The 22,997-nt window shown below is 60.5% G+C and carries 21 protein-coding genes and 2 pseudogenes; 12 read left to right on the top strand and 11 right to left on the bottom strand.

What is annotated here, in order from left to right; translation table 11 throughout:
• Nucleotides 1-162 precede the first annotated feature (162 nt).
• Nucleotides 163-2,967 carry an ATP-binding protein gene (locus J2Y86_RS28920; RefSeq protein ID WP_253439496.1) on the top strand — a complete coding sequence of 935 codons (2,805 nt, stop codon included), beginning with the start codon at nt 163-165 and terminating at the stop codon, nt 2,965-2,967.
• Here J2Y86_RS28920 and J2Y86_RS28915 read toward each other — a convergent pair.
• Both J2Y86_RS28915 and J2Y86_RS28910 read right to left on the bottom strand, forming a co-directional pair.
• Nucleotides 2,932-4,416, bottom strand: a complete 1,485-nt coding sequence (locus tag J2Y86_RS28915; protein ID WP_253439494.1) for an ATP-binding protein — start codon at nt 4,414-4,416, stop codon at nt 2,932-2,934. The two genes, J2Y86_RS28920 and J2Y86_RS28915, sit on opposite strands and share 36 nt — an antisense overlap.
• A 177-nt stretch (nt 4,417-4,593) precedes the next feature.
• Nucleotides 4,594-5,544, bottom strand: coding sequence for a GlxA family transcriptional regulator (locus J2Y86_RS28910; protein WP_253439492.1), 951 nt, complete (start codon nt 5,542-5,544; stop codon nt 4,594-4,596).
• Nucleotides 5,545-5,868: 324 nt separating this feature from the next.
• Here J2Y86_RS28910 and J2Y86_RS28905 point away from each other — a divergent pair, with 324 nt between their 5' ends.
• On the top strand, nt 5,869-6,591 hold the full coding sequence (locus J2Y86_RS28905; RefSeq protein ID WP_253439490.1) for a pirin family protein: 723 nt from the start codon (nt 5,869-5,871) through the stop codon (nt 6,589-6,591).
• 94 nt (nt 6,592-6,685) lie between these two features.
• On the opposite strand, the gene J2Y86_RS28900 is transcribed toward J2Y86_RS28905, so the two are convergent.
• The gene (locus tag J2Y86_RS28900; RefSeq protein ID WP_253439488.1) at nt 6,686-7,561 is read right to left on the bottom strand and encodes a LysR family transcriptional regulator; all 876 of its coding nucleotides are present in this window, start codon (nt 7,559-7,561) and stop codon (nt 6,686-6,688) included.
• 112 nt (nt 7,562-7,673) lie between these two features.
• On the opposite strand from J2Y86_RS28900, the gene J2Y86_RS28895 reads away from it, so the two are divergent.
• From J2Y86_RS28895 to J2Y86_RS28885, 3 genes are all read left to right on the top strand, one after another.
• Nucleotides 7,674-8,885 carry a YbfB/YjiJ family MFS transporter gene (locus J2Y86_RS28895; RefSeq protein ID WP_253439485.1) on the top strand — a complete coding sequence of 404 codons (1,212 nt, stop codon included), beginning with the start codon at nt 7,674-7,676 and terminating at the stop codon, nt 8,883-8,885.
• A 58-nt stretch (nt 8,886-8,943) separates the two neighbouring features.
• Complete coding sequence (locus J2Y86_RS28890; RefSeq protein WP_253439483.1) at nt 8,944-9,942, top strand: NAD(P)H-quinone oxidoreductase; 999 nt, start codon at nt 8,944-8,946, stop codon at nt 9,940-9,942.
• A 101-nt stretch (nt 9,943-10,043) separates the two neighbouring features.
• Nucleotides 10,044-11,000, top strand: a complete 957-nt coding sequence (locus J2Y86_RS28885) for an alpha/beta hydrolase (protein WP_253439481.1) — start codon at nt 10,044-10,046, stop codon at nt 10,998-11,000.
• 3 nt (nt 11,001-11,003) lie between these two features.
• Here the strand turns inward: J2Y86_RS28885 and J2Y86_RS28880 are convergent, their stop codons facing one another.
• From J2Y86_RS28880 to J2Y86_RS28870, 3 genes are all read right to left on the bottom strand, one after another.
• On the bottom strand, nt 11,004-12,818 hold the full coding sequence (locus tag J2Y86_RS28880; RefSeq protein ID WP_253439479.1) for an ABC transporter ATP-binding protein: 1,815 nt from the start codon (nt 12,816-12,818) through the stop codon (nt 11,004-11,006).
• A 162-nt stretch (nt 12,819-12,980) separates the two neighbouring features.
• Entirely contained in the window at nt 12,981-13,577 is a 597-nt protein-coding gene (locus J2Y86_RS28875) for a DUF6338 family protein (RefSeq protein WP_253440485.1), read from the bottom strand.
• 170 nt (nt 13,578-13,747) lie between these two features.
• Nucleotides 13,748-14,776 (bottom strand): AraC family transcriptional regulator, encoded by a 1,029-nt coding sequence (locus tag J2Y86_RS28870; protein ID WP_253439477.1) that lies wholly within the window; start codon nt 14,774-14,776, stop codon nt 13,748-13,750.
• Between the two features lie 168 nt (nt 14,777-14,944).
• Here J2Y86_RS28870 and J2Y86_RS28865 point away from each other — a divergent pair, with 168 nt between their 5' ends.
• The 3 genes from J2Y86_RS28865 (at nt 14,945) to J2Y86_RS28855 (ending at nt 16,964) form a co-directional block, all read left to right on the top strand.
• Entirely contained in the window at nt 14,945-15,796 is an 852-nt protein-coding gene (locus J2Y86_RS28865) for a 3-hydroxybutyryl-CoA dehydrogenase (RefSeq protein WP_253439475.1), read from the top strand.
• Nucleotides 15,783-16,385 (top strand): TetR/AcrR family transcriptional regulator, encoded by a 603-nt coding sequence (locus J2Y86_RS28860; protein ID WP_253439473.1) that lies wholly within the window; start codon nt 15,783-15,785, stop codon nt 16,383-16,385. The genes J2Y86_RS28865 and J2Y86_RS28860 overlap by 14 nt, the downstream gene beginning before the upstream one ends.
• Before the next feature lie 165 nt (nt 16,386-16,550).
• Nucleotides 16,551-16,964: a VOC family protein gene (locus J2Y86_RS28855; protein WP_253439471.1), complete on the top strand. Its 414-nt coding sequence runs from the start codon at nt 16,551-16,553 to the stop codon at nt 16,962-16,964.
• A gap of 60 nt (nt 16,965-17,024) precedes the next feature.
• Here the strand turns inward: J2Y86_RS28855 and J2Y86_RS28850 are convergent, their stop codons facing one another.
• Complete coding sequence (locus J2Y86_RS28850; RefSeq protein WP_253439469.1) at nt 17,025-18,251, bottom strand: RtcB family protein; 1,227 nt, start codon at nt 18,249-18,251, stop codon at nt 17,025-17,027.
• Between the two features lie 81 nt (nt 18,252-18,332).
• On the opposite strand from J2Y86_RS28850, the pseudogene J2Y86_RS28845 reads away from it, so the two are divergent.
• Nucleotides 18,333-18,422 (top strand): annotated as a pseudogene (locus J2Y86_RS28845) (LysR substrate-binding domain-containing protein); the annotation flags it as partial.
• A 17-nt stretch (nt 18,423-18,439) separates the two neighbouring features.
• On the opposite strand, the gene J2Y86_RS28840 reads toward J2Y86_RS28845, so the two are convergent.
• On the bottom strand, nt 18,440-18,655 hold the full coding sequence (locus tag J2Y86_RS28840; protein WP_038983759.1) for a TOBE domain-containing protein: 216 nt from the start codon (nt 18,653-18,655) through the stop codon (nt 18,440-18,442).
• Between the two features lie 313 nt (nt 18,656-18,968).
• Here J2Y86_RS28840 and J2Y86_RS28835 point away from each other — a divergent pair.
• Together J2Y86_RS28835 and J2Y86_RS28830 are read left to right on the top strand one after the other, a co-directional pair.
• A pseudogene (locus tag J2Y86_RS28835) lies at nt 18,969-19,186 on the top strand (contractile injection system protein, VgrG/Pvc8 family); the annotation flags it as partial.
• A gap of 384 nt (nt 19,187-19,570) precedes the next feature.
• Nucleotides 19,571-19,858, top strand: a complete 288-nt coding sequence (locus J2Y86_RS28830) for a DUF6124 family protein (RefSeq protein ID WP_253439467.1) — start codon at nt 19,571-19,573, stop codon at nt 19,856-19,858.
• Between the two features lie 54 nt (nt 19,859-19,912).
• Here J2Y86_RS28830 and J2Y86_RS28825 read toward each other — a convergent pair whose 3' ends face one another.
• A complete protein-coding gene (locus J2Y86_RS28825; protein ID WP_253439465.1) occupies nt 19,913-20,107 on the bottom strand; it encodes a hypothetical protein in 195 nt (64 codons plus the stop codon).
• A 235-nt stretch (nt 20,108-20,342) separates the two neighbouring features.
• Between J2Y86_RS28825 and J2Y86_RS28820 the strand changes: the two genes are divergently transcribed.
• A complete protein-coding gene (locus J2Y86_RS28820) occupies nt 20,343-20,549 on the top strand; it encodes a hypothetical protein (protein ID WP_253439463.1) in 207 nt (68 codons plus the stop codon).
• A gap of 6 nt (nt 20,550-20,555) precedes the next feature.
• Here J2Y86_RS28820 and J2Y86_RS28815 read toward each other — a convergent pair whose 3' ends face one another.
• On the bottom strand, nt 20,556-22,034 hold the full coding sequence (locus tag J2Y86_RS28815; RefSeq protein ID WP_253439461.1) for an aldehyde dehydrogenase family protein: 1,479 nt from the start codon (nt 22,032-22,034) through the stop codon (nt 20,556-20,558).
• Nucleotides 22,027-22,992 (bottom strand): NTP transferase domain-containing protein, encoded by a 966-nt coding sequence (locus J2Y86_RS28810; RefSeq protein WP_253439459.1) that lies wholly within the window; start codon nt 22,990-22,992, stop codon nt 22,027-22,029. The genes J2Y86_RS28815 and J2Y86_RS28810 overlap by 8 nt, the downstream gene beginning before the upstream one ends.
• Between the last annotated feature and the right edge of the window lie 5 nt (nt 22,993-22,997).

The following is a 22,997-nucleotide window of genomic DNA, read 5'->3' as shown; positions in this document are numbered from 1 at the left end:
CGAGTGCCCCGCCCAATAAATACGGAACTCGCGAACAGAGACGGCAAACGGCCAGCCAGACGAACACCCGGAAATCGCTGCACCGCGCATTGCGCTGATCAACAAACCTGACGAATATGCTCGAAAACCGCATACCAGACGGTTGCAAGCAGGAGTGCCGCGTTGCCCTTTTCCCCCGTACAGGCCATCCATTTCGGCCCCTACCGAATCTATCCCGGGCAACGTCTGGTGATGGAGGCCGACCACCCGCTGCGCCTGGGGCGGCGTGCCATGGACATTCTGCTGATCCTTCTGGAGCACGCCGGGAATGTGGTCAGCAAACAGGAACTGATCGCCAGGGTCTGGCCCAAAAGCGTTGTCGAAGACATCAACCTGCGGGTGCACATGGCGGCATTGCGCAAGGCGCTGGGCGATGGTCAGGCCGGCCAGCGGTACATCGTCACCGTGGCCCAGCGTGGCTACAGTTTTGTGGCGCCGTATTCGCTGGACTACATCGAGCAACCCACGGAGAGTCAGGCACCGGCGCCGAGTGGCCACAATCTGCCGGTGCGTAGAACCCGCTTGATCGGACGTCAGTCCCTCGTCGACAGCCTGGTGGTCCAGCTGTCGCGCCAGCGTTTCATCACCCTGGTCGGTCCCGGCGGGATCGGCAAGACCACCGTGGCCCTGCGCGTCGCCGAGCAGCTGATCGGGCGGTACCGGCACGGCATTCGCCTGCTGGATCTGGCACCGATCAACGATCCGGCGATGATCACCGCGCATCTGGCGACTCTGCTTGAACTGTCGTTGCACGGCACTGAACCGATGAGCGGCCTGGCGGCGTTTTTGCGCGACCGGCACATGTTGCTGGTGATCGACAACTGCGAACACCTGATCGACGCCATCGCATTGCTGAGTGAAAACCTCCTGCGCGCCGCGCCCGAGGTGCATATTCTGGCCACGAGTCGCGAGAGCCTGCGGGCCGAAGGTGAATACGTTCAGCGCCTCGGGTCACTCGATTGCCCCCCGCCCATCGCTGTGCTTGACCGTGCTCAGGCCCTGACGTTTTCGGCCCTGCAGTTGTTTGTCGAGCGGGCAATGGCCAGCCACGACAGTTTCGAACTGAACGATGACGAACTGCCGCAGGCGATTGAAATCTGCCGGCGCCTGGACGGCATTCCACTGGCGATCGAACTGGCGGCCGCGCAAGTCTGCGGTCTCGGCCTGAACGGAGTGCTGACACAACTGCAAGGCAGCTTTCGTTTGCTGACCCAGGGCTCTCAGACCACGCTGGGCCGGCATCAGACCCTGCGTGCCACGCTGGACTGGAGCTTCGAACTGCTCAGCCCTTGTGAGCAAGTCTGCCTGCGCCGACTGGGTGTGTTCAGGGGCGGTTTCACCCTGGAATCGGCCGCTGCGGTGATCGTCGGCGAACACATCGAACCCCGCGAGGTGTTTGGTTCGATCACACAACTGGTGGCCAAGTCGCTGTTGAATGTGGAGGTCGGTGATGAAGAGGTGTTCTACCGTCTGCTCGACACGACCCGCAGTTATGCGCTGGAAAAACTCGACCAGGCTGACGACCTGCCGGACACCCGCAAACGTCATGCCGAACGCTGCCTGGCCTTGATGCATCAGGCCCAGCATGAATGGGAGGCGATCCAGACGTGCACGTGGATCGAGCGTTATGCCCGCAGCCTGGAGGACATTCGTTCCGCCCTCGACTGGGGATTGAACGCACAAGGGTCGCAAGTATTGGCGATCCGCCTCACGGCGACCTCAGCTCCGCTGTGGCAGGAATTGTCGCTGCTCAGGGAGCACGGCGTGTACGTGCGCAAGGCGCTGATCCTGCTGGACGCCACGCCCGAGCCTTGCCCCCGGCTGAAAATGGCCCTCAAGCTGGCCCTCGGCAGCTCGTGTTATCACACCCAGGGTGGCACGGCGGAGACCGTTGAAGCCTTCGTCAGTGCCAGAACCCTGGCGAGACAGTGCAACGACCTGGCCGGTCAACTGCGAGCCGTGTCCGGCCACATGGCGGTCAACCTCAGTTGTGCGCACTATCAAACGGCCCTCGAGCAGAGCCAGCAGTTTGATCGGTTAGGCGTGCATGGGGATCCGGTGTTGTCCCTCAGCACCCACCGCTTGCGGGTGCTGGCGCTACACTTTGCCGGGGACCAGCCACAGGCGCGCTTGAATGCCGAACAGGTTCTTCAGCGCATGACCCAGAGCGGGCATCTCAACCGCTTCACCCACGGTTTTGGCGTGCAATACGACCAGAGCGTCGCCGCCCTGACCATTCTGGCGCGCATCCTCTGGATGCAAGGTCAACCGGAACAGGCGTGGCGCACTGCCCGACAGGCACTGGACATTGCGCTGCAGATCAACCACGGCACCTCCATCTGCTACACCCTGGCACTGGCCAGTTGCCTGATCGCTCACTATAACGGTGACACCCGTACCGCTCGCGAACTCTTGCGCTTGTTGCTGGAACAAGCGCAAAAACACTCGGTGCTGCTGTTCTACACCTGGGCCTTGCACTACGCGCAGGTGATCGACCACACCCAGGTTCGCTCATCCCTTCTGCCGGGTGAGGGGCTGATCAAGGACATCATGGTCACGCTGGACACCGGCTTCGTCGATGACGCCTTGTTGCAACGGGCGGACACCGGCACAGCCGGCTGGAGCACGGCGGAAATCCTGCGCGCCAGGGCTGATGCGCTGCTGGCGCAAAATTGCCCGTTGAACACCGATGCGGCCGAAGCCGTGCTGATTCGGGCCTTGAACGTGGCAAGACATCAAGGCGCCCTTGCCTGGGAACTGCGTAGTGCCACTTCACTGGCACAGCTTTGGCAACGACAGGGCCGGCACCGGCAAGCCCATGCACTGCTGGCGCCGATCTACCATCGGTTCACCGAGGGTTTTGCCACACCGGACCTGACCAAGGTGCGCCGGTTACTCGACGAGTTGCAGCGCCACCTGCCCGCTTGATGTCCAGCGCGTCCGGCTGATATAGCGGGCGTAACGCATTTCAAAGGCACGCAGCTCACCACTGTGTTCAAGTTTTTCGAGGGCGTAGGCACGCGTGGTGTTGAGGAAGCGGTATCGACTCAATCCACCGCCCTTCTCAAGCGACAGCAGCGATTTGAGCGCCAGACTTTCTACCACTTCAACCAGCCGGCCGGGCAATAACGCCGCGCAACCGAGCACGCCAATCGCCGCGTCCAGTGTAAAGGCCATTTTGAATACCGCCAGACGCTGCAACACCGTTTGCTCCAGCGGACACAGCTGTTCATAGCTCCAGTCCAGCGCCGCTTTCAGGGTTTGATGGCGCGGCACGGCGGTGCGCCGGCCGTGGCTCAGCAGCTGAAAACAGTTGTCGAGTTGAGCTTGCACCCCCACCAGCGCCAACGCGTCGATTTGCGCGGCCGCCAGCTCGATGGCCAACGGTAATCCATCGAGGCGGCGACAGATTTCACCGACGGCCTTGAGGTCCTGTTCACGCAGGGCAAACCCTTGCTGACGGGCGCGGGCGCGACTGACGAACAGCTGCACCGCCGAGTAGCCCATGGCCTCGGCCACACTGTGCAATGCCGACGCCGGTGGCACCGCCAGTGGCGGCAAGCGCTGGACCGATTCCCCCAGCGCATTGAGCGGCTCTCGACTGGTGACCAGGATCGACAGCCGCGGTGCGAATTGCAGCAGGTCCTCGACCAACGTGCGGCAGCGTTCGTGCAGGTGCTCGCAATTGTCCAGCACCAGCAAGGCATGGCGTTGCTGCAACGAATCGAGTGTCGTCCCGACCTCCAGTTCAAGCGCCCGGGTCACCTGATCGACCACACTGGCGGGATCATCGATTACCGCGAGATCGACCAGCCAGACGCCATCCTGATAGTGCTGCAAAAGCAATTCGGCCACACGCAACGCCACGGTGGTCTTGCCGATGCCGGCAGGACCGACCAGGGTCATGAGGCGCCGAACCGGCAACTGCCGGACCAGGCTGCCCACAATCGAGTCGCGGCCAGTCACTGGTGTCAGCCGCGCAGTCAGGTTGTGCTGAGGTTTCTGAACGGTCTCGATCGACGCCAGAGAACAGGCAGGCACGCGCTGCACCACCGCGATAAAGCGGTAGCCATGCTGGGGAATGTTGACGATATAGCCCTGCCCGTCCGGCCCATCGCCCAAGGCACGACGCAGCGCCGCGATGTGCACGCGCAGGTTGATGTCCTCGACCACCGAAGTCGGCCAGACGAGGGCGATCAGTTCTTCCTTGCTGACGACGGTGCCTGCACGCTGGACCAGCACCTGCAGAATATCCAGGGCTCGCCCGCCCATGCGCAGCGGACGGTCGCCGTCCAGGATCAACCGTTGCCGCAGGTGGAATGCGTAGGGGCCGAATTGCAGCACCGCGTCGCTGTTCAAACTTGTCATGCTGTTCATGCACGTCCACGTGCGCAAACCCGGGGTGGCTCGAAGGACTGCACATCCATCGCGCGCCAGGCTCCCGCACCTCCATTGCAAAGAGTTCAACGGTATCTTGGCAGGCCTCGGTGACGGTACAACTGCGATGATGGGAGCGTCACGGCCATCACGGTGCGCAAAACGGACAAGAGGGCTCTAACTCGACTGTTCCCGATACAGGGTCGGCGTCAACCCAAGCTTTTCACTGAACAAAAACCGCATGTGCCGCACACTGCCGAAGCCACTTTTGAACGCCACGGTCTTGAGCGGCAAGTCCGTGGTCTCCAGGAGATTTCTGGCGCAGTCGATGCGCGCGCTTTGCAGAAATTCCATCGGGGTCATGTTCACTTCCCGGGCGAAGACCCTGGCGAAATGACGGGGACTCATGGTGGCCAGGCCCGCCATGCGTTCGATGCTGAACGCCTCATCCAGATGCTCAAGCACATAGTTCTGCACGCGGGTCACCGGCGTTTCATGGGGCGAAACAGCGGCCATCAACGGACTGAACTGCGCCTGGCCGCCCTGGCGTTTCATCACCACCAGCAACACCTTGGCCACGTCCTGGGCGACTTTCTTGCCGTGGTCTTCGGCGACGACTGCCAACGCGAGGTCGATACCGGCCGTGACGCCGCCGGAAGTGATGAGGTTGCGGTCCTGCACGTAAATCCGGTCGGTCTCCACCGTCGCCTTCGGGAAACCCTTGATCAGCCGTTCGGTGTAATGCCAGTGGGTGGTGACGCGATAACCGTCGAGCAGACCGGCGTGCCCAAGCACAAACGCGCCGGTGCAAATCGAGCCATAGCCGCCTGCGCGGCTGACGGCGCGTTGCAGCCAGTCGAGTAACGGCGGGTGCTTTTCGTTGTAGGCACCGGGACCACCGGGCACCAGCAACAGGTCATAGGCTTGATCCGCGTGATCAATGTGGACGTCGGGGTGAACGTTGACGCCGTTTGATGCACGCAATGCCCCGTGTTCCGTGCCGATGGTCGTCAGCTCATAGCGCTGCGCCGGATCGAGGTAGCGATTGGCGATGGAAAACACTTCCATGGGCCCCGCCATGTCGAGCAGGAGGAAGTCGGGGAACAGCACCATTGCTACGGTTTTCATGGGTTACACATCACTGAAGTCATAAGAAGATCTGCCTGCCGAACACCCGCCCTGTGAGAGCGGGCTTGCTCGCGAAGGCGGCGTCACATTCAACACCGTTGGTGACTGACACACCGCTTTCGCGAGCAAACCCGCTCCCACAAGTTTACGTGCTCGGCATCTGGACATGCTGTGCATTATCGCCAAGTGAGACATTAACAGCCCACCTATATTGTCAACTTGATAGAGACAGTATTTCAATTTCCATCTACTTATTGCACCAACCGATAAACATTAACCTTCTCCTCACTCGGACGAATCAACGTCCCAACAGGAGATTTCATCATGCTGACCCTTCGTAAAGCTTCCGATCGCGGCGCGGCCAATCACGGTTGGTTGAAGTCGTTCCATACCTTCTCTTTCGCCAACTACCGCAACCCGAAAGAGCAAGGTTTTTCCGACCTGTTGGTGATCAACGATGACCGCGTCGCCGCCGGCAAAGGCTTTGGCCAGCACCCGCACCGCGACATGGAGATTTTCTCCTATGTGCTCGAAGGTGGCCTGGAACACAAGGACACCCTGGGCACCGGTTCGGTGATCCGCCCCGGTGACGTGCAATTGATGAGTGCTGGCAGCGGCGTGGCGCACAGCGAGTACAACCACTCGGCCACCCGTGGCGTGCACTTCCTGCAAATCTGGATTGTGCCGGACGTCAGCGGCGCCAAACCGCGTTATCAGCAAGAGCATTTCAGCACGCAGAAAAAACGCGGCCGCCTGCAGCTGATCATTTCCCCCGAGGGGAAAAACGGTTCACTGAAGGTGCGCCAGGATGCACGGGTGTATGCCGGGCTGATCGACGGCAAGGAATCCGCCACCCTGGAACTGGCCGCCAATCGCTATGCCTATGTGCATGTGGCTCGCGGCAGTGTCGAGCTCAACGGCATGGCATTGCAGGAAGGTGATGGCGTGCGGGTTCGGGATGAACAATTGCTGAGCTTGAGCAATGGCGTCGATGCCGAAGTGTTGGTGTTTGACCTGCGTCCTCAGGAATTGCCGGAAATGCCATAACGCCGGGGATCGCAGCCTCGCTCCGCTCGACAGCTCCTACATACCAATCCCTGTAGGAGCTGTCGAGTGAAGCGAGGCTGCGATCTTTCAGGCTTTACTCACCCGTCCCCGAAAACACCGCAACAATCTCATCGATAACCACACGAACCCGGGCGGTATGCCGCAAATCGGCGTGCGTCACCAGCCACACGTCATACGGCACCGGTCGCGTGCGCTCCGGCCACAGCCTCACCAGTCCGTCCCTCTCCCCCATGTACACCGGAATTTCCCCCAGACCGAGTCCGGCAGCAATGGCTCGGCGCACCAGCAGGCCTGAACTCAGACTCGAGACGATGCGCCCGCGCCCCAACGGTTCCGAGACCAGCGTCATGTCCTTGTGGCCCTGCAAATACGGTTGATACACCACCAGATCATGTCCCTCGAACGCTGAACCCGGCGCCGGCACGCCGTGGGCGTCAACATAATCTCTGGACGCAAACAGCCCCACCGGCCAACGCGCAATGCGCCGGGCGATCAGGTCCGGGTTGTCCGGCCGGGTATTACGCACCGCGATGTCGGCTTCGCGTTTCGACAGGCTGATAATTTGTGTTGAGGCGTCCAGTTGCACTCGCACGTCGGGGTGTTGCGCATGCAAGCGGGCAATGGCCGGGATCAGGAAGTCGATGGCCATGGAGTCGGTGGTACTGACCCGAACGGTGCCTGTCAGTCGATCATCAAGCCCTTGAATCTGTCGCTGCAGTTCCAGTGCGGAATGCTCCATTTTTTCCACGGCTTTCAATGCGGCTTCGCCCACGGCGGTCATCGCGTACCCCTCGGACGTGCGCAGAAACAGCGTCGCACTCAAGGATTTTTCCAGCGCCGTGATTCGTCGGCCGACGGTGGCCTGATCGACACCTAGCACCCGCGCGGCACCGCGCAGCGTCGATTCCCGGCAAACCGCGAGAAATACCCGTGCGTCATCCCAATTCATACGGCTCTCCATTGATGCATATATGCATCACGATAGCGCAAACTCGCTGCGTTATTGAATCAGTAAATCTGGGTAAGCTGGGCACCAGTGATAAACCTACAGGACAGCCCCCATGCTCAGTACCTCAACCACCCCGCGCAGCGCGATCTGGCTGCCGATCCTCGCCGGTCTCTGCGCCAGCCTGGTCAGCATCGGTCTGGCGCGGTTTGCCTACACGCCGTTGATTCCTTCGTTGATCCAGGCGCACTGGTTTTCCGCCAGCGACGTGGTGTATCTGGGTGCCGCCAACCTGGTTGGCTACCTGATCGGTGCGCTGATCGGCCATCCGCTGGCCCGCCGCACCTCCAACAAAACCGCACTGCGCCTGATGATGCTGGCGGTGACGCTGTCGTTTTTCGCCTGTGGCTTTCCGTTGTCGGTGAGCTGGTTCTTCGGCTGGCGCCTGCTGTCGGGCATCGCCGGCGGCGCGATCATGGTGCTGGTCGCCGCGACCGTGCTGCCCCATGTGCCGGTCGCCCGCCGAGGCTTGGCCAGCGGTGCGATTTTTCTGGGCATCGGTTTGGGCATTGCCGGTTCGGGCACCATCGTTCCGCCGCTGCTGAGCCTGGGTTTGCAGAACACCTGGTTCGGCCTGGGTTTGCTGGCGCTGGTGCTGACCGCCGCCAGCTGGTTCGGCTGGCCGTCAGCCGCGCCCGCTGCAACCGTCGCGACCTCTGGTGATGAATCCAGTGTGCCGACCGATCCTCGGGTGTATCTGTTGTTTGCCCAGTACGCGTTCATGGCGGCCGGGCTTGTGCCTGCCATGGTGTTTCTGGTGGATTACGTTGCTCGCGGGCTCGGTGCCGGGTCGCACGTTGGCGCGCTGATCTGGGTGATGTACGGTGTCGGCGCGATCATCGGGCCGGTGAGCTACGGTTTTCTCGCCGACAAACTGGGCGCACGGTTGAGCATTCGCCTGGTGCTGGTGGTACAGGCGCTTGCCGTGGGGTTGCTGTCGATTTCCAGCTCGTTTACCGCGCTGGCCTTGCTGGCAGTGATCCTCGGCTCCTTCCCGCCGGGCATCGTACCGCTGGCGCTGGCCCGGGTTCACGAACTGATCCCCCGGCATCACCAGCAACAGATTGCCTGGAGCCGCGCCACGGTGTCGTTCGCCACATTCCAGGCGATCGCCGGGTTTGCCTATTCGGCACTGTTCAATGCCAGCGGCGGTCATCACGGGTTGTTGTTCATCATCGCGGCGGGAGCCATCGTCGTGGCACTGCTGCTGGAACCGGCCATGCGCCTGCTGAACCGCCACGATCGGATGCAACCGGCATTGAACTGAGTCACTGACACCTTGATGTGGTCCCACTTACTGAACACCTTCCAGACAGGACGCTCCCATGAATCTGCCTTCTACCATGACCCTGATTGAAATCACCGAACCCGGCGGCCCCGAGGTATTGAAGCCGCGCCAGGAGCCGGTGCCTGCCGCTGGTGTCGGCGAAGTGCTGATTCGCGTGCACGCCGCCGGGGTCAATCGTCCCGACGTGATTCAACGGGCCGGCAAGTACCCGATGAAGCCCGGCATGAGCCCGATCCCTGGGCTGGAAGTGGCCGGCGAAGTGGTCGCAGTCGGCAAGGACGTGAGCGAATTCATCGTCGGCGACAACGTCTGCGCACTGACCAACGGCGGCGGCTACGCACAATACTGCGTTGCACCGGCCAGCCAGACACTGCCGATTCCTCAAGGCATGGATTGGGTGCAAGCGGCGGCGGTCCCGGAGACGTTCTTCACGGTGTGGGCAAATCTGTTCGACATGGGTGGCGCCAGCAAAGGCCAGCGCGCATTGATTCACGGCGGCACCAGCGGCATCGGCACGACCGCCTTGATGTTGTGTCGCGAGTTCGGCGTCAAGGCATTCGCCACGGCCGGCAGTGAGGAAAAGTGCGCGGCGATCCGCACGTTGGGCGCGGAGGCGATCAACTACCGCGATCAGGACTTCGTCCAGGTGATTCAGGAAAAAACCGCCGGCAAGGGCGTCAATGTGATCCTCGACATCATGGGCGGCTCGTACCTCAACTCGAACATCTCGGCCCTGGGTATGGAGGGTCGACTGGTGATGCTGGGCTTTCTCGGCGGCGCCCACGCCAAAGACGTCGACTTGATGGCGATCATGGGCAAACGCGCGACGATCACCGGTTCACTGATGCGCTCACGAACCCGCGAAGAAAAAGCCTCGATCGCCGAGCAACTGCGCGAGTATGTGTGGCCGGTACTGGCTGCCGGGCGTTGTCTGCCGATGATCGACAAGGTTTTTCCGTTGGTCGATGCGGCGCTGGCTCATGCACGGATGGAAGGTGGCGATCACATTGGCAAGATTGTGTTGCGGGTGGATTGATCTGCCACAGGGGGCCGTGAACGACTGTCGAAATTATTCCCGCCCCCGCTGCGCTTCTGTTAAAAACCGAACTTCAGTTTTATTTACCGGTAGACCGAGCCATGCCCTCCTCCCTGCTCACACGACTGCGCCGACGCTGGCTGCCATTGCTGTGCATGGCCGCGCTGGTCGTCGGTCTGCCGGTGAGTTGCGGGGTGCTTGAACACACCGAGCGCGAGCTGTTGTTTCGTATCGAGCCAGGCACCGCCGGCTGGTATCGGGGCTTGCCGAAGGATGTTCAGGAGTTCGACATCAAGTCCGCGAGCTTCAAAGGTGGGCAGAACCTGCATGCCTGGTGGTGGCCTGCCGCGCGTCGTGATGCACCGTCGATCCTCTATTTGCATGGCGTGCGCTGGAACCTGACAGGTCAGGCATTCCGCATCGAGCAATTGCGCGCCATGGGTTACTCAGTGCTGGCCATCGACTACCGTGGTTTTGGTCAGAGCAAAGGAGATCTGCCGTCGGAAGCCAGCGTCTATGAAGACGCCCGAGCCGCCTGGGAACGTTTCAAGACGATGCAGCCCGACGCCAGCAAGCGCCTGATCTATGGCCACTCCCTCGGCGGCGCCGTGGCCATCGACCTGGCGGCTGACCTGGCCGCACAGGCAAAAAAAGACCACGTTGCCGTCCCGGTGCGCGGCCTGGTGATCGAGTCCACCTTCACGTCGCTGGGCGATGCCGTGGCACAGGTGGCCGAAAGCAACCTGCCGGTGAAATGGCTACCAGTGCGCTGGTTGCTGTCGCAGAAATTCGATTCCATCGACAAGATTGTCGACATCGAAATGCCGCTGCTGGTGGTCCATGGTCTGGCCGACGCATTCATGCCCTCGCGATTCAGCCAGCAGTTGTTCAATGCCGCCAGTGAACCCAAAAGCCTGCTGCTGGTGCCGGGTGGTACGCACAACAACAGCATGAGCCTGGGCGGCACCCAGTATCGACAGGCACTTGAAGGTTTGATGAAGGCAAAACCGCCGCAGATGGCCGGGCCGGCGCTGACGCGCGGCCCTCAGGATTCCTGACGGCTATCGATAACCTTGCGCCTGCAGATTGAACAACTGCGCGTACCGCCCGCCCGCCGCCACCAGACTGTCATGGTCGCCGCGCTCAAGGATCGCGCCCTGATCCAGCACGATGATATGGTCGGCATTGCGCACGCTGGAAAACCGGTGGGAAATCAACAACGTCATGCGACCTTCGGTGTGCTCGCTGAAATGTTCGAACACCGCTGCTTCCGCCGCCGGGTCGAGGGCTGAAGTCGGCTCATCCAGAATCAGTATGTCGGCATCACGGCGCATGTAAGCGCGGGACAAGGCGATCTTCTGCCATTGCCCGCCGGACAGCTCCTGCCCGCCGGCAAACCAGCGACCCAATTGCGTGGCATAGCCGCGATCCAGACGCTCGATGAAAGGTGCAGCCATGCCCTCGGCGGCGGCGGCCTGCCAACGTTGTTCATCGTTGAATGCCAGGGTGTCACCGACGCCAATGTTCTCGCCCACGGAGAACTGGTAACGGATGTAATCCTGAAAAATCACGCCAATACGTCGACGCAGTGCGCCTTCTTCCCACGCCTGCAAATCGCTGCCGTCCAATAGAATGCGGCCCTGATCGGGACGGTACAGACGGGTCAGCAACTTGATCAGCGTGGTCTTGCCTGAACCGTTTTCCCCCACCAGCGCCACGCTGTGCCCCGGCACGAGATGCAGATCGATGCCCTCAAGCGCCGCGCGGCTCGCGCCCGGATAGCGGAACCCGACGTTCTCGAACCGCAAACCATCGCCGGGCAACGCGCCCTCGGTGAGATGTCCGGTATCCGCGACGACGGGTTCAGCCAGGTATTCATAAAGGCTCGACAAGTACAGGCCATCCTCGTAAAGACCGCTGATGGCGCTCAAGCTGCTGCTCACCGCGGTCTGCCCCTGCTTGAACAGCACCAGGTACATGGTCATCTGACCGAGGGTGATACTGCCGTGAACGGTGTCGACCACCACCCACGCGTAAGCCAGGTAAAACGCCCCCGTGCCCAGCAACCCCAGCACAAAACCCCAGCCATCCCGGCGCAAGGTCAACCGGCGGTCCTCGGCGTAGAGTCGCGCGAACGTTTCGCGATACCGCTTCAACAGCAGCGGCGCGAAACCGAACAGCTTGACCTCCTTGATGTAGGCCTCGTGGGAGAGCAGCGTCTCGATGTAGTTCTGCTGCCGACTCTCCGGCGCACGGCGGGTGAACAGCCTGAAAGCGTCACCGGAGAAATGCGCTTCGGCAAAAAAAACCGGCAGTGCGCCAACCACCAACAGCACCAGCGCCCACGGCGAAAAATGCACCAGCAACACGCCGAAGCTGATCAGCACGATCAGGTTCTGGATCAGCCCCAGCGACTTCATCACCAGCGCCAACGGCCGGGTCGACGCCTCGCGCCGCACCCGAACCAGCTTGTCGTAGAACTCCGAATTTTCGAACTGCACCAACGACAACGTCTGGGCCTTCTCCAGAATCATCGTGTTGACCTTCTGCCCCAGCTGCACCCGCAACAGCGACTGCTGCACCGACAGCGCCCGCTGAGTCCCGGACAACAAAGCAAGCACGCCGGCTTCAAACAGCACGTAACGCACGACCGGCCATAACGGCGCACTGCCCTGCTGTGCATGCAACTGCATGGCGAATACCACGGCATCAACGATGCGTTGACCCAGCCAGGCGGCCAGCGCCGGGAGCACGCCGGCAATCAGGGTGGCCAGTACCAGGCCCAGAAACAACCCGCGAGAGGTTCCCCAGACAAGGAGCAAGGCGCGTCTGGCCTGGTCGAGCAGTGAGGTGACGCGGGAAAGGCTCGCAGGCATGTTTATCTGCTGCGCTTGCGCGGTCTCTGAAACTCTCTTCTTGAAGGTGGAGGACCGGTTGGAATCACCAGTCCGGGGGGAGGAGGACCACCATTTTCCCATTCCTCCATTAACCGCCTCAGCTCAGGCGGCATTTCTGTAGGCATTTTGCATGTCATTTGATCACCCTATTGTTTTTGCGAATTCGACCCACTGTACTTTTGAAGCATCAATAACAATAACCTTGGCCCTGACAGGCAACGGATTGTCGTGGTTATCAATCCAGCGAGGAAACTCGAGAACAAACTGTCCGCGTGCAGGCTCCGATGGCCATTCGCTTGGCCAGCCAAACAGACGTTTCCCTCCGGTCAAATGCAGTATTACGAATCCCTGTCTCGATAAAAAAGCACTGTACCACTCGCAGGGGAACGAATTTTTTGTGGTGACTTTCAGCTTCCTGAGTAACGCATGAAGCTTGTCGCTGTTCGCGACGTGGCACGAAAGAAATCCCATCACCACCGCAATCACCGCTGACCATAAAGCCTCCGATTTCTTGTCCCAGGCGCCAATTGAAAAAACGTGTTCCCCCGTTAAAAGCAGCAACGCTCCCAAACCGACAACCAGTGAATGAATCACAAACGTGAAAATCAGCGCCTGGACGATCGGTCCAAAGGTATCCGGACGTTTGAACGCCGTGAGCGAGTAAAAAATCCAGGCCGCCAAAAACCCCGGGAGCAAATACTGCAGTAACGGAATCACTTCCTTGACCAAGCCATCCATGCCATTTCCAATCCATTGAAAAGTTCGACCCGGGGCAAATAAATACAGCACCTCTACAGCCCGTGTCATCCACTGCTGAAGTGCGGTCGTCACAAGAGATTTCGGGACTACAAGCGGGACTACAAACGGAAAATCCTCCTACATTTAACAAAGAACAGTTGGACAAAAACTCAATCCGGATCCGACGTCATTTGCTCCTGAAACCGCGCCCGATACCGCCCCGGACTCTCCCCCGTCCACTTCTTGAACGCCCGATGAAACGCACTCGGTTCCTGAAAACCCAGTTGCTCGGCAATGTCGCCAATGCTCGCCTTGCTCTGACGCAACTGTTCAAACGCCACGCCGCGTCGCACTTCGTCCTTGATCTCCTGATACGAACACCCTTCGCGCTCCAGCTTGCGGCGAAAGGTGCTGGGGCTGAGGTGTTGTTCAAGGGCGAAGGCTTGCAAGGTCGGCCACTGGCTGTAATGACTGTTGCGCAAACGCTGATGAACCTGCGACGCCAGGCCATGCTGGTTGCGGAAGCGGATCACCAGCCATTGTGGCGCGGTGCGCAGAAACACTTTCAGCGAGGCGAGGTCCTGAACCACCGGCAGGCGCAAGTAGTGGCTGGCGAATTCGATCTCGGTGCGTTCGGTGCCGAAGGTCAGATTGGGGCCCCAGAGTAATCGGTCATCGCTGAGGGCTACGCGCTCATGACGAAAATCTGCGCGATCGATGGGAATGCGCCGACCGCCCAGCCAGCACAGCAGGCTGATCATCAGCACCAGAAAAGTCTCTTCGCCCAACCGCGCAAGATCATCGTTTTGCGCGCAGGTATCCAGGCTGATGACCGCACGTTTGCCACGTACCGTCAGCGTGCCGCGAAAATCGCGAAGGAACAGCGAAAAGTTGTTCAGGCACTGGCGCAGGGCTTTGTGCAGATCGGGCTCCTGAATCAGGGCGCGGCAAATCAAGGCGAAGCTGCCCGGCGGCATGCCGTGGGAGTCGAGCCGGAAGAACTCGTCGTCGAGCTCGCGGATCTGGATCAACCAGAGTGCGGCAAACGCACTGGCTGGCACCCGTGCCACGGGCTGTTCGATCAGCACCGGATCGATACCTGCCTGTTCCAGCGCAGCCCGTCGCCGTTGCGGATCGTCCCCCAGCCCATGGATCATCGCCTGCACGAAGTAGGCGGCTACCGAGTCCTTTTCCCGCATCTGAACGCTTCGCTCCCCAATTACCCGAATGGCAAAAAACACCAGCTCCATTGAACAGTTTCGGCATAGGACAACCGCCCCGCCGGTTCTAGACTCGCGGCCAATAGTACGCCTTCGGCCGTTACCTGGGCCAAGGTATCGCAGGGTTTGACCGGAAGGACGTGCGACATGAATCTGCAAAACATTGGCGTGATCGGCGCTGGCACCATGGGCAACGGCATCGCGCAAGTCTGTGCCCTGGCGGGTTTCAATGTGACCTTGATCGACATCTCCGAGAGCGCTTTGCAAAAAGCCATCGCGACCGTCGGTAAAAACCTCGACAGGCAGGTCAGCAAGGACACGCTGACCCAGGAGCAAAAGCTCGCCGCCCTCGACAAGATCCGCACCAGCACCGATTACGCTAGTTTGCAGAGCGCGCAACTGGTCATCGAAGCCGCCACCGAAAACCTCGACCTGAAACTGCGCGTGCTGCAACAGATCGCTGCGCAGGTCAGCACCGAGTGTGTGATCGCCTCCAACACGTCGTCGCTGTCCATCACCCAGCTCGCCGCCAGCGTCAGCCAGCCTGAGCGTTTCATCGGCCTGCACTTCTTCAACCCGGTGCCGGTGATGGGCCTGATTGAAGTCATTCGCGGCCTGCAAACCAGCGACGCAACCCACGCGCTGGCGCTGGACATGGCCACGACCCTGGGCAAAACCGCGATCACCGCCGGCAACCGTCCGGGCTTTGTGGTCAACCGGATTCTGGTGCCAATGATCAACGAAGCGATTCTGGTGTTCCAGGAAGGCCTGGCCAGTGCCGAGGACATCGACGCCGGCATGCGACTGGGTTGCAACCAGCCGATCGGCCCGCTGGCGCTGGCAGACCTGATCGGCCTGGACACCGTGCTGGCAATTCTCGAAGCTTTCTACGACGGTTTCAACGACAGCAAATATCGCCCCGCGCCACTGCTCAAGGAAATGGTCGCCGCCGGCTACTTGGGACGCAAGACGGGGCGCGGCTTCCATGCCTATGCCTGAGCGTTGCTCACGTTTCGCCGAGTACCGGGACAAGGTGCTGGAGCTGTTTGCCAGCAAGGGTTTCGGCCAGGTCGGCATGCGTGAGCTCGCGACGTGCCTGGGGCTCTCCCCGGGCTCGTTGTATCACCACTACCCCAGCAAGCAGCACTTGCTGCTCGACCTGATCGAAGAGTTCTATGAAGAACTGCTATCGACGCTTGGGCGTATCGATCAAAAAACTGCAGCGAAACGCGACAAACTGCAAAACCTGATCCGCGCACACCTGAATCTGCATCAGGAAATGCCCTGGCATTTCCGCCTGGCGGAACGCGACAGCGGTTGCCTGAATGATGAGCAGCAGGCACGCGTTCGGCAGTTACGCGAACAATACGAACGCAAATTGCTGCTGATGCTCGGCACCAGACCCCGCCTCAGCGAACAGGCACAACGCGCCGCCGCACATGCCATCGCCAATCTGCTCAACAGTGCGCCGAGCTGGCTGGCGCACCAGGCGCTGGAAGAACATGAGCGGGTCGAGATGCTGGAAAATCTCGTGGGTGGAGCCATTGAACGTTTACTGCGCCCCTCGCTGCCACGCGCAGTGGCCTGAAAGCGCAGTTGCGCAAAGCCATAAGCCGCGTCGGCCCAATAGGAAAAACATCTAAACGAATGTTGCGAATTACCACCTCTAACGCTTTGCTGATGGAGCCCAACCATTGCAGAGCCGCAGGTGAATAGCGCCTCCCTCTGTCTCCTTTATCACCGGGAGTAAAACATGAAAATCAATCCCTACCTCATCTTCAACGGCGACTGTAAAGCCGCGTTCACCTTTTATGCCCAAGCCCTGCAAGGCCAGATCGAAATGATGATGACCTTCGGTGAAAGCCCGGCGCGCGAGCACTTTCCGCCAGACCTGCACAACCTGATCATTCATACCCGCCTGTCGGTGGGCGACCAGGCGATCATGGGATCGGATACCACACCTGATCGCCCCACGGATGACATGGCCGGTTGTTCGGTCTCGCTGAACGTCGACAGCATTGCCGAGGCGGAACGCGTCTTCAACGCATTGGCCGAAGACGGCAGCGTGCAAATGCCCCTGGAAGCGACCTTCTGGGCCGCGCGTTTCGGCATGCTGGTCGACCGGTTTGGCGTGTCGTGGATGGTCAATTGCGAAAAGGATCAGTGACTGTTCAGGCAAGCAAACGCCCAACCTGAAAAAGTTGGGCGTTCTGGGTAGCGGCTGTGCCTATCCCTTCACGCAAACCACCTGACGCAGGGTATGCAGCACTTCCACCAGCTCGCGCTGGGCGTGCATCACGTGGTCGATGTCTTTGTAGGCCATCGGTATTTCATCGATCACCGCCGCATCCTTGCGGCACTCGACGTGGGCGGTGGCGCGGATCTGATCTTCGACGGTGAACAGGCTTTTCGCTTTGGTGCGGCTCATGGTGCGGCCAGCGCCGTGGCTACAGGAGCAGAACGATTGCTCGTTGCCGAGCCCGCGAACGATGAAACTTTTCGCGCCCATCGATCCTGGAATGATCCCCAGCTCACCCTTCTGCGCCGACACCGCGCCTTTGCGGGTGACCAGAATCTCCTGACCAAAATGCCGCTCTTTCTGCACGTAGTTGTGGTGGCAGTTCACCGCCTCCAGGGCGACGTCGAACGGCTTGCTGATCACTTTCCGTGTCGCCTGAATCACCGATTGCATCATCAGCGCACGGTTCTGCCTGGCGAAATCCTGGGCCCAGCCGACGGCTTCAACGTAATCAGCAAAATGCCGGCTGCCTTCTTCGAAGTACGCCAGGTCACGGTCCGGCAAATTGGCGATGTGTTGGCGCATATCGGCCTGAGCCAGTTGAATGAACAGGTTGCCAATGGCGTTGCCAACCCCGCGTGAACCGCTGTGCAACATGAACCAGACCCGGTTGGCTTCATCCAGGCACACCTCGATGAAGTGGTTACCGCTGCCCAACGTGCCCAGGTGCGCGCGATTGTTGGTGCTGGCGAGTTTCGGGTACTTGTCGGTGATCGCCTTGAACCGTGGGTTCAAGGCAGCCCAGGCATGATCGGCCTGTTTGGGAACGCTGTCCCAGGCCCCCGTGTCCCGGACGCCACGACCAACGGTGCGGCCATGGGGTACCGCTTTCTCGATCGCGCACCGCAAACCATGCAGGTTGTCCGGCAGATCAGCGGCGGTCAGCGACGTGCGCGCGGCGATCATGCCGCAGCCAATATCTACCCCGACGGCGGCAGGGATGATCGCGCCCACGGTAGGAATCACACTGCCGATGGTCGAGCCCTTGCCCAGGTGCACGTCAGGCATCACCGCCAGGTGTTTGAAGATGAACGGCATCTTCGCGGTGTTGATCAGCTGCTGCCTGGCTTCGTTTTCTACCGGAACGCCTTCGGTCCAGAGCTTGATCGGTTTGCCGTTGGCGACTTCCAGCAATTGATAGGTGCGGTCTTGCATGATTCGGTTCTTTCCAGTGGCCGATGATTCGGCGCTGCTCTGATAACTGAGCCGTACATTGAGTCCTCATAGTATCGCAGCGAACGCGCGAACATTCCCTGGCGTCAGGCGTGCCTGGCGTCGAACCTGATCAGCACCAACGCCGCGACGCGCGCGGGGCTGGGCTTGTCCTTTTCCTGAAGGTCGATTCAGAGCTTCGCGATCGAGACTTCGGTGGATTTGACGAAAGCGATCACCTCGCTTCCCACCTTCAATTCAAGGTCTCGAACCGACCGCGTCGTGATCACCGAAGTGACGATCCCGGAGGCGGTTTGCACATCGATTTCCGAGACCACTTCGCCTTCGACGATTTCCTTGATGACGCCCTTGAACTGGTTGCGGACGTTGATCGCTTTGATGGTCATGTTGAAGCTTCCTGTGTGAAGTCGAACGCATCCGAACGGATGGGCAGGCGTTCAAAGTGCACCTCACGGAAAAACATTAAAAGGAATATATAATTATCTATTTATACCTTTTAGAAATATGAGTCCTGAGACTTACACGAAACCTGTGGGAGCCGGCTTGCCGGCGATGGCCCTCTCAAAGCTCCCTTCGCAGGCAAGTCTGTCAGATAGGTAACGCCAGTTCAGGAACCGTCTGACATCAATCACGGCCAAATTCATGGCGTGGTCAAAGGCACTCTCGATAATGGCCTGACCCGTTACAGAGTGACCAGTACCCGGTCGTTTTACCCAGAGAGATCGCGGCAAGCTGTTGAGTCGACGCGAACAGGAACGTCACGGCGCCAAGTGTCGGGTGGCGCGAGGCAGAAGCGATCAACCGATGCTGCTCTCCGGACATTTGCTGCCGCTGTCCGAACATCCGGACGAAGAATGGAACGACCTGTGGTTGCTGACCGAATCGAGCATGAAGGTGCGCAGCCGCAAGTCCTGCAACACCGCACACGCTGGATATCGATTCGATCTGTTAAACATGCCCGTGTTTAAAAGCCTCACCGGTTACTTCGCGAAAGCTACAGCGCCTTGCGTCATTGCCTACGGGTACGCCAGAATCCGCCGGCTTGTGCGCCTTGGGCCCGGGTTCTATCGTTGGTCGGTCGCTGAAAATCAGTGATCGGGTTTGGTAGCCCGGATTGTCCAGGCGCATTGCGCCACCTTTTGCAGAGCTGCTTCATCTCTGCTCCTTTATGGTGGCCATGCGCGGGGCGTCTTCGGACGCGCCGGGTTCCTGGACCGGTCTACCAACCTGCGTATGGCTGCCACCCATCGTTTGGTAGCGAGGGGTGATGGTTCCTCATTTACATCCCGGGAGTTTCATCAATGATCAAACCAACACCCAACCCACCGGAAGCTGCCCCCTCCGTCGCCGACATCCACGCCACCCCACGAACACCAAGCACGATGTACACCCTCGATCCACACATCAACACCGAAGACCTTTTGGGACACGCTTGCGAATCACTGGCCTCGGCCCATGTCATGACCATGGATCTGGCGGACCGTACGCACGGGCCGAGTCGCAATACCCTGCTGGGCATTGCCCAAGTGATCATGCTCGGCGAACTCAATGTGAACCGGGCGCTGGATCAACTCGACAGCCCGACATAGCCGAGCCTGGACGCCCATGAAAAAGCCCAACCCCAACAGGTCAGGCTTTTTCATTTACTGGCGGGTTTCCATCATTTTGTCAGCGAGCGCCTTGGCTCTTTCAATCAACAGATTCTGCCTGTCCTCATGAGTGGCCCCTCCTACAACCGGCGCCGTCAGATTGCTTTCCGCAATCAGCGCAGCGCAGAAATATTGATCCCAGACAGCTTTGTCCGCGGACGCCTGTGCGGTCGTTCGGTCGGCAGTCATAGTGCGGCTCCTTTTGATGAAGTAGCCCTGCCAATTTACGCCCGATTCATAACAGGCAAAGGACCACCATTCGTCGCCTGAAAACGCCCGTCAAGAAATTGTAACGACCTCTGGCGCAGGCTTTGCAAACGCTGGCCGTAGCCGCCCCGGAACGACGGAATTCTGACGTGGCGGCCAATCAATCAATATTTATGGGCACCAGCAATACGCTGGGTCCGGTACCCGGAGATGTAACGTGTCAACTCTCAATGAAATCGCAGCGAACCACGCGAAAATGGCGAAAAAACTGGCGGGAGAGTCGACCGAAATGTGTGAGCGACAGCCGCTGGTGGTGGGTGGGTTTGAGGTCACTTCAGTGGATGAGCAACCCCATGTGCCCATGCATCTCATCGTTGCCGGCCAGGACAACCACCTCGTCCACACTGGTGGCTATCTGCCCTGAGCCGTCTCAGCTCAAATACCTCCCCCAGGGTCCGCCGTTGTATCGAGTGATTTGCTTGGTCTCGAGGTAATTGTTGTAGCCCCACTCACCCAGCTCACGCCCGATACCGCTCTGCTTGTAACCGCCCCAAGGGGCCTCGACAAAAGTCGGTTGCGAGCAGTTGACCCAGACGATCCCGGCGCGAAAGCGTCGGGCCACTCGTTCGCAACGCGGGATATCGCGGGACATGACCGCGGCCGCCAGACCGAATGGTGAATCGTTGGCCAGGCGAATCGCTTCGGCTTCTGTGTCGAAGGCCCGCAGGCAGACCACCGGGCCGAAGATCTCCTCGCGCCACACCGAACTGTGCTCCGGCACATCGGCGAAGATCGCCGGGGTCAGGTAATAACCTTTCTGCAGATGGGCCGGACGTGTGCCGCCGGACACCAGTCGCGCACCCTCTTGCTGACCGGCGGCAATGGCGTCGAGCACCTTGTCCAGTTGCCCCTGACTGACCAGCGGCCCGAGTTTCACACCCTCGGTAAAGCCTTGGCCGATACGAATTTGCTCGGTGGCTTCGATCAATCGCCCCAACAGTGCCGGATACAACGCGCGCTCCACCAACACTCGCGACGTGGCCGAACAGACCTGGCCCTGGTTCCAGAAAATCCCGAACAGAATCCACTCCACCGCGGCATCGAGGTCACTGTCGGCGAAGATCACGAACGGCGACTTGCCGCCCAGCTCCAGGCTGATGTTTTTGATCTCGGCCGCCGCCGCTTGCATGATCTTGCGCCCGGTCGGCACGCTGCCGGTGAAGGCGATTTTGTCGACGTCCGGGTGCTCGGCCAGCGGCGCGCCGGCCTCACGCCCCAGTCCGCTGACGACGTTCAACACCCCCGCCGGCAAGCCAGCCTGATCGGCAATAGTTGCCAATTCAAGGGCGGTCAGCGGCGTCAGTTCCGACGGTTTGAGCACGACCGTGCAGCCCGCCGCCAGCGCCGGTGCGACTTTCCACGACGCCATCAGCATCGGAAAATTCCAGGGAATGATCGCGGCGACCACGCCGACCGGTTCCTTGATCACCGAGGAATTGAAGCGTTCATCGGGTACGCTGATCGACTGCTCGCTGTGTGGGTCCGAGCCTTCGGCGAGCCCGGCATAGAAATCGAAACAACCCGCGGTGTCGGCGATGTCCCACAGCGCTTCCGGCAGCGGCTTGCCGTTGTCGCGCACTTCGATGGCGGCCAGTTCGCCCTGACGCGCACGAATACCGTCAGCGATTCGCCGCAGAACCTGCGCTCGCTGCGCACCCGTCCAGCGCGGCCAGTCACCTTCGTCGAACGCCTTGCGCGCGGCGGCGACGGCCAGGTCGATGTCTTCCGCCGTGGCGGCCGCGACCTGTGCCAGCACCGATTCATCGCTGGGGTCAAACGTTTCAAAAACACCACGCTGCACTGGCGCGATCCACTCGCCGCCGATGTACAGCCGTTGATAGTCACGCATGACACACTCCTTCATTCACCGGCTGCTCCAGCCGAACATTTTCCAGGCGACTGAACGCATCCACCCGCACCCCGCTGCCCACGCTCACCCCCGGCCCGAACACCACGCAAGGCTCGATGTGCACGTCCGTGGCCAGTTGCGTATCGGCACTGAAAAACACCGTCTCCGCCGCCACCAGGCTGACACCAGACTGCATGACTGAACGTCGTCGGCGCTGCTGAAAAAGTTGTTCGGCGGCATGCAATTGCTCGCGGTCATTGACCCCGAGCACGTCGTCTTCATCCACCTCCACCGCCGTGACCGGCAGACCGGCGCTGTTGGCCACCGCCACTGCATCGGTGAGATAAAACTCGCCTTGTGCGTTCTGGTTGCCGATCCGGTCCAGCAGCCACAGGCAGGTGTCGGCACGCAAACCCATGACGCCGCCATTGCAGAAGTTGACCTGAAGCTCTTTCGGGCTGGCGTCCCTGGCTTCGCGAATGGCCAGCAAGCGGCCCTCTTCCACCAGCAATCGTCCGTAAGGCCCCGGCTGTGCGGTGTGAAATCCCGCGACCGCCACGGCGGCACCGTCGATCAGCGCCTGACGTAATTGCAACAAGGTTTGCGCGCTGATCAATGGCGAATCGCCGAACAGCACCAGCACGCAACCCTGCTCATGGGCCTGCAATGCGGGCCGGGCGGCAAGCAACGCATGGGCCGTTCCCAACTGCTCTTGCTGGGTAAACGTTCGCGCAGTCGGCGCTGCCTGTTTCAAGTAATCGGCAACCGCCCGACTGCCTGCGCCCAACACCACCGCGCATTGATCGATATCCGCCGCCTCGACCGCCGCCAGTACATGGCCGAGCAACGGCCGGTTGCCCACCGGATGCATGACTTTCGGCAGCTGCGAACGCATGCGGGTGCCCTGCCCGGCGGCGAGAATCACCGCCAGGGTCGGCCAGGAAATGTTGTCGCTCATTGCGA

It is taken from the genome of Pseudomonas migulae (assembly GCF_024169315.1).
Taxonomy (GTDB): Bacteria; Pseudomonadota; Gammaproteobacteria; order Pseudomonadales; family Pseudomonadaceae; genus Aquipseudomonas; species Aquipseudomonas migulae_B.
This window is presented reverse-complemented; position numbering and strand designations above follow the sequence as displayed.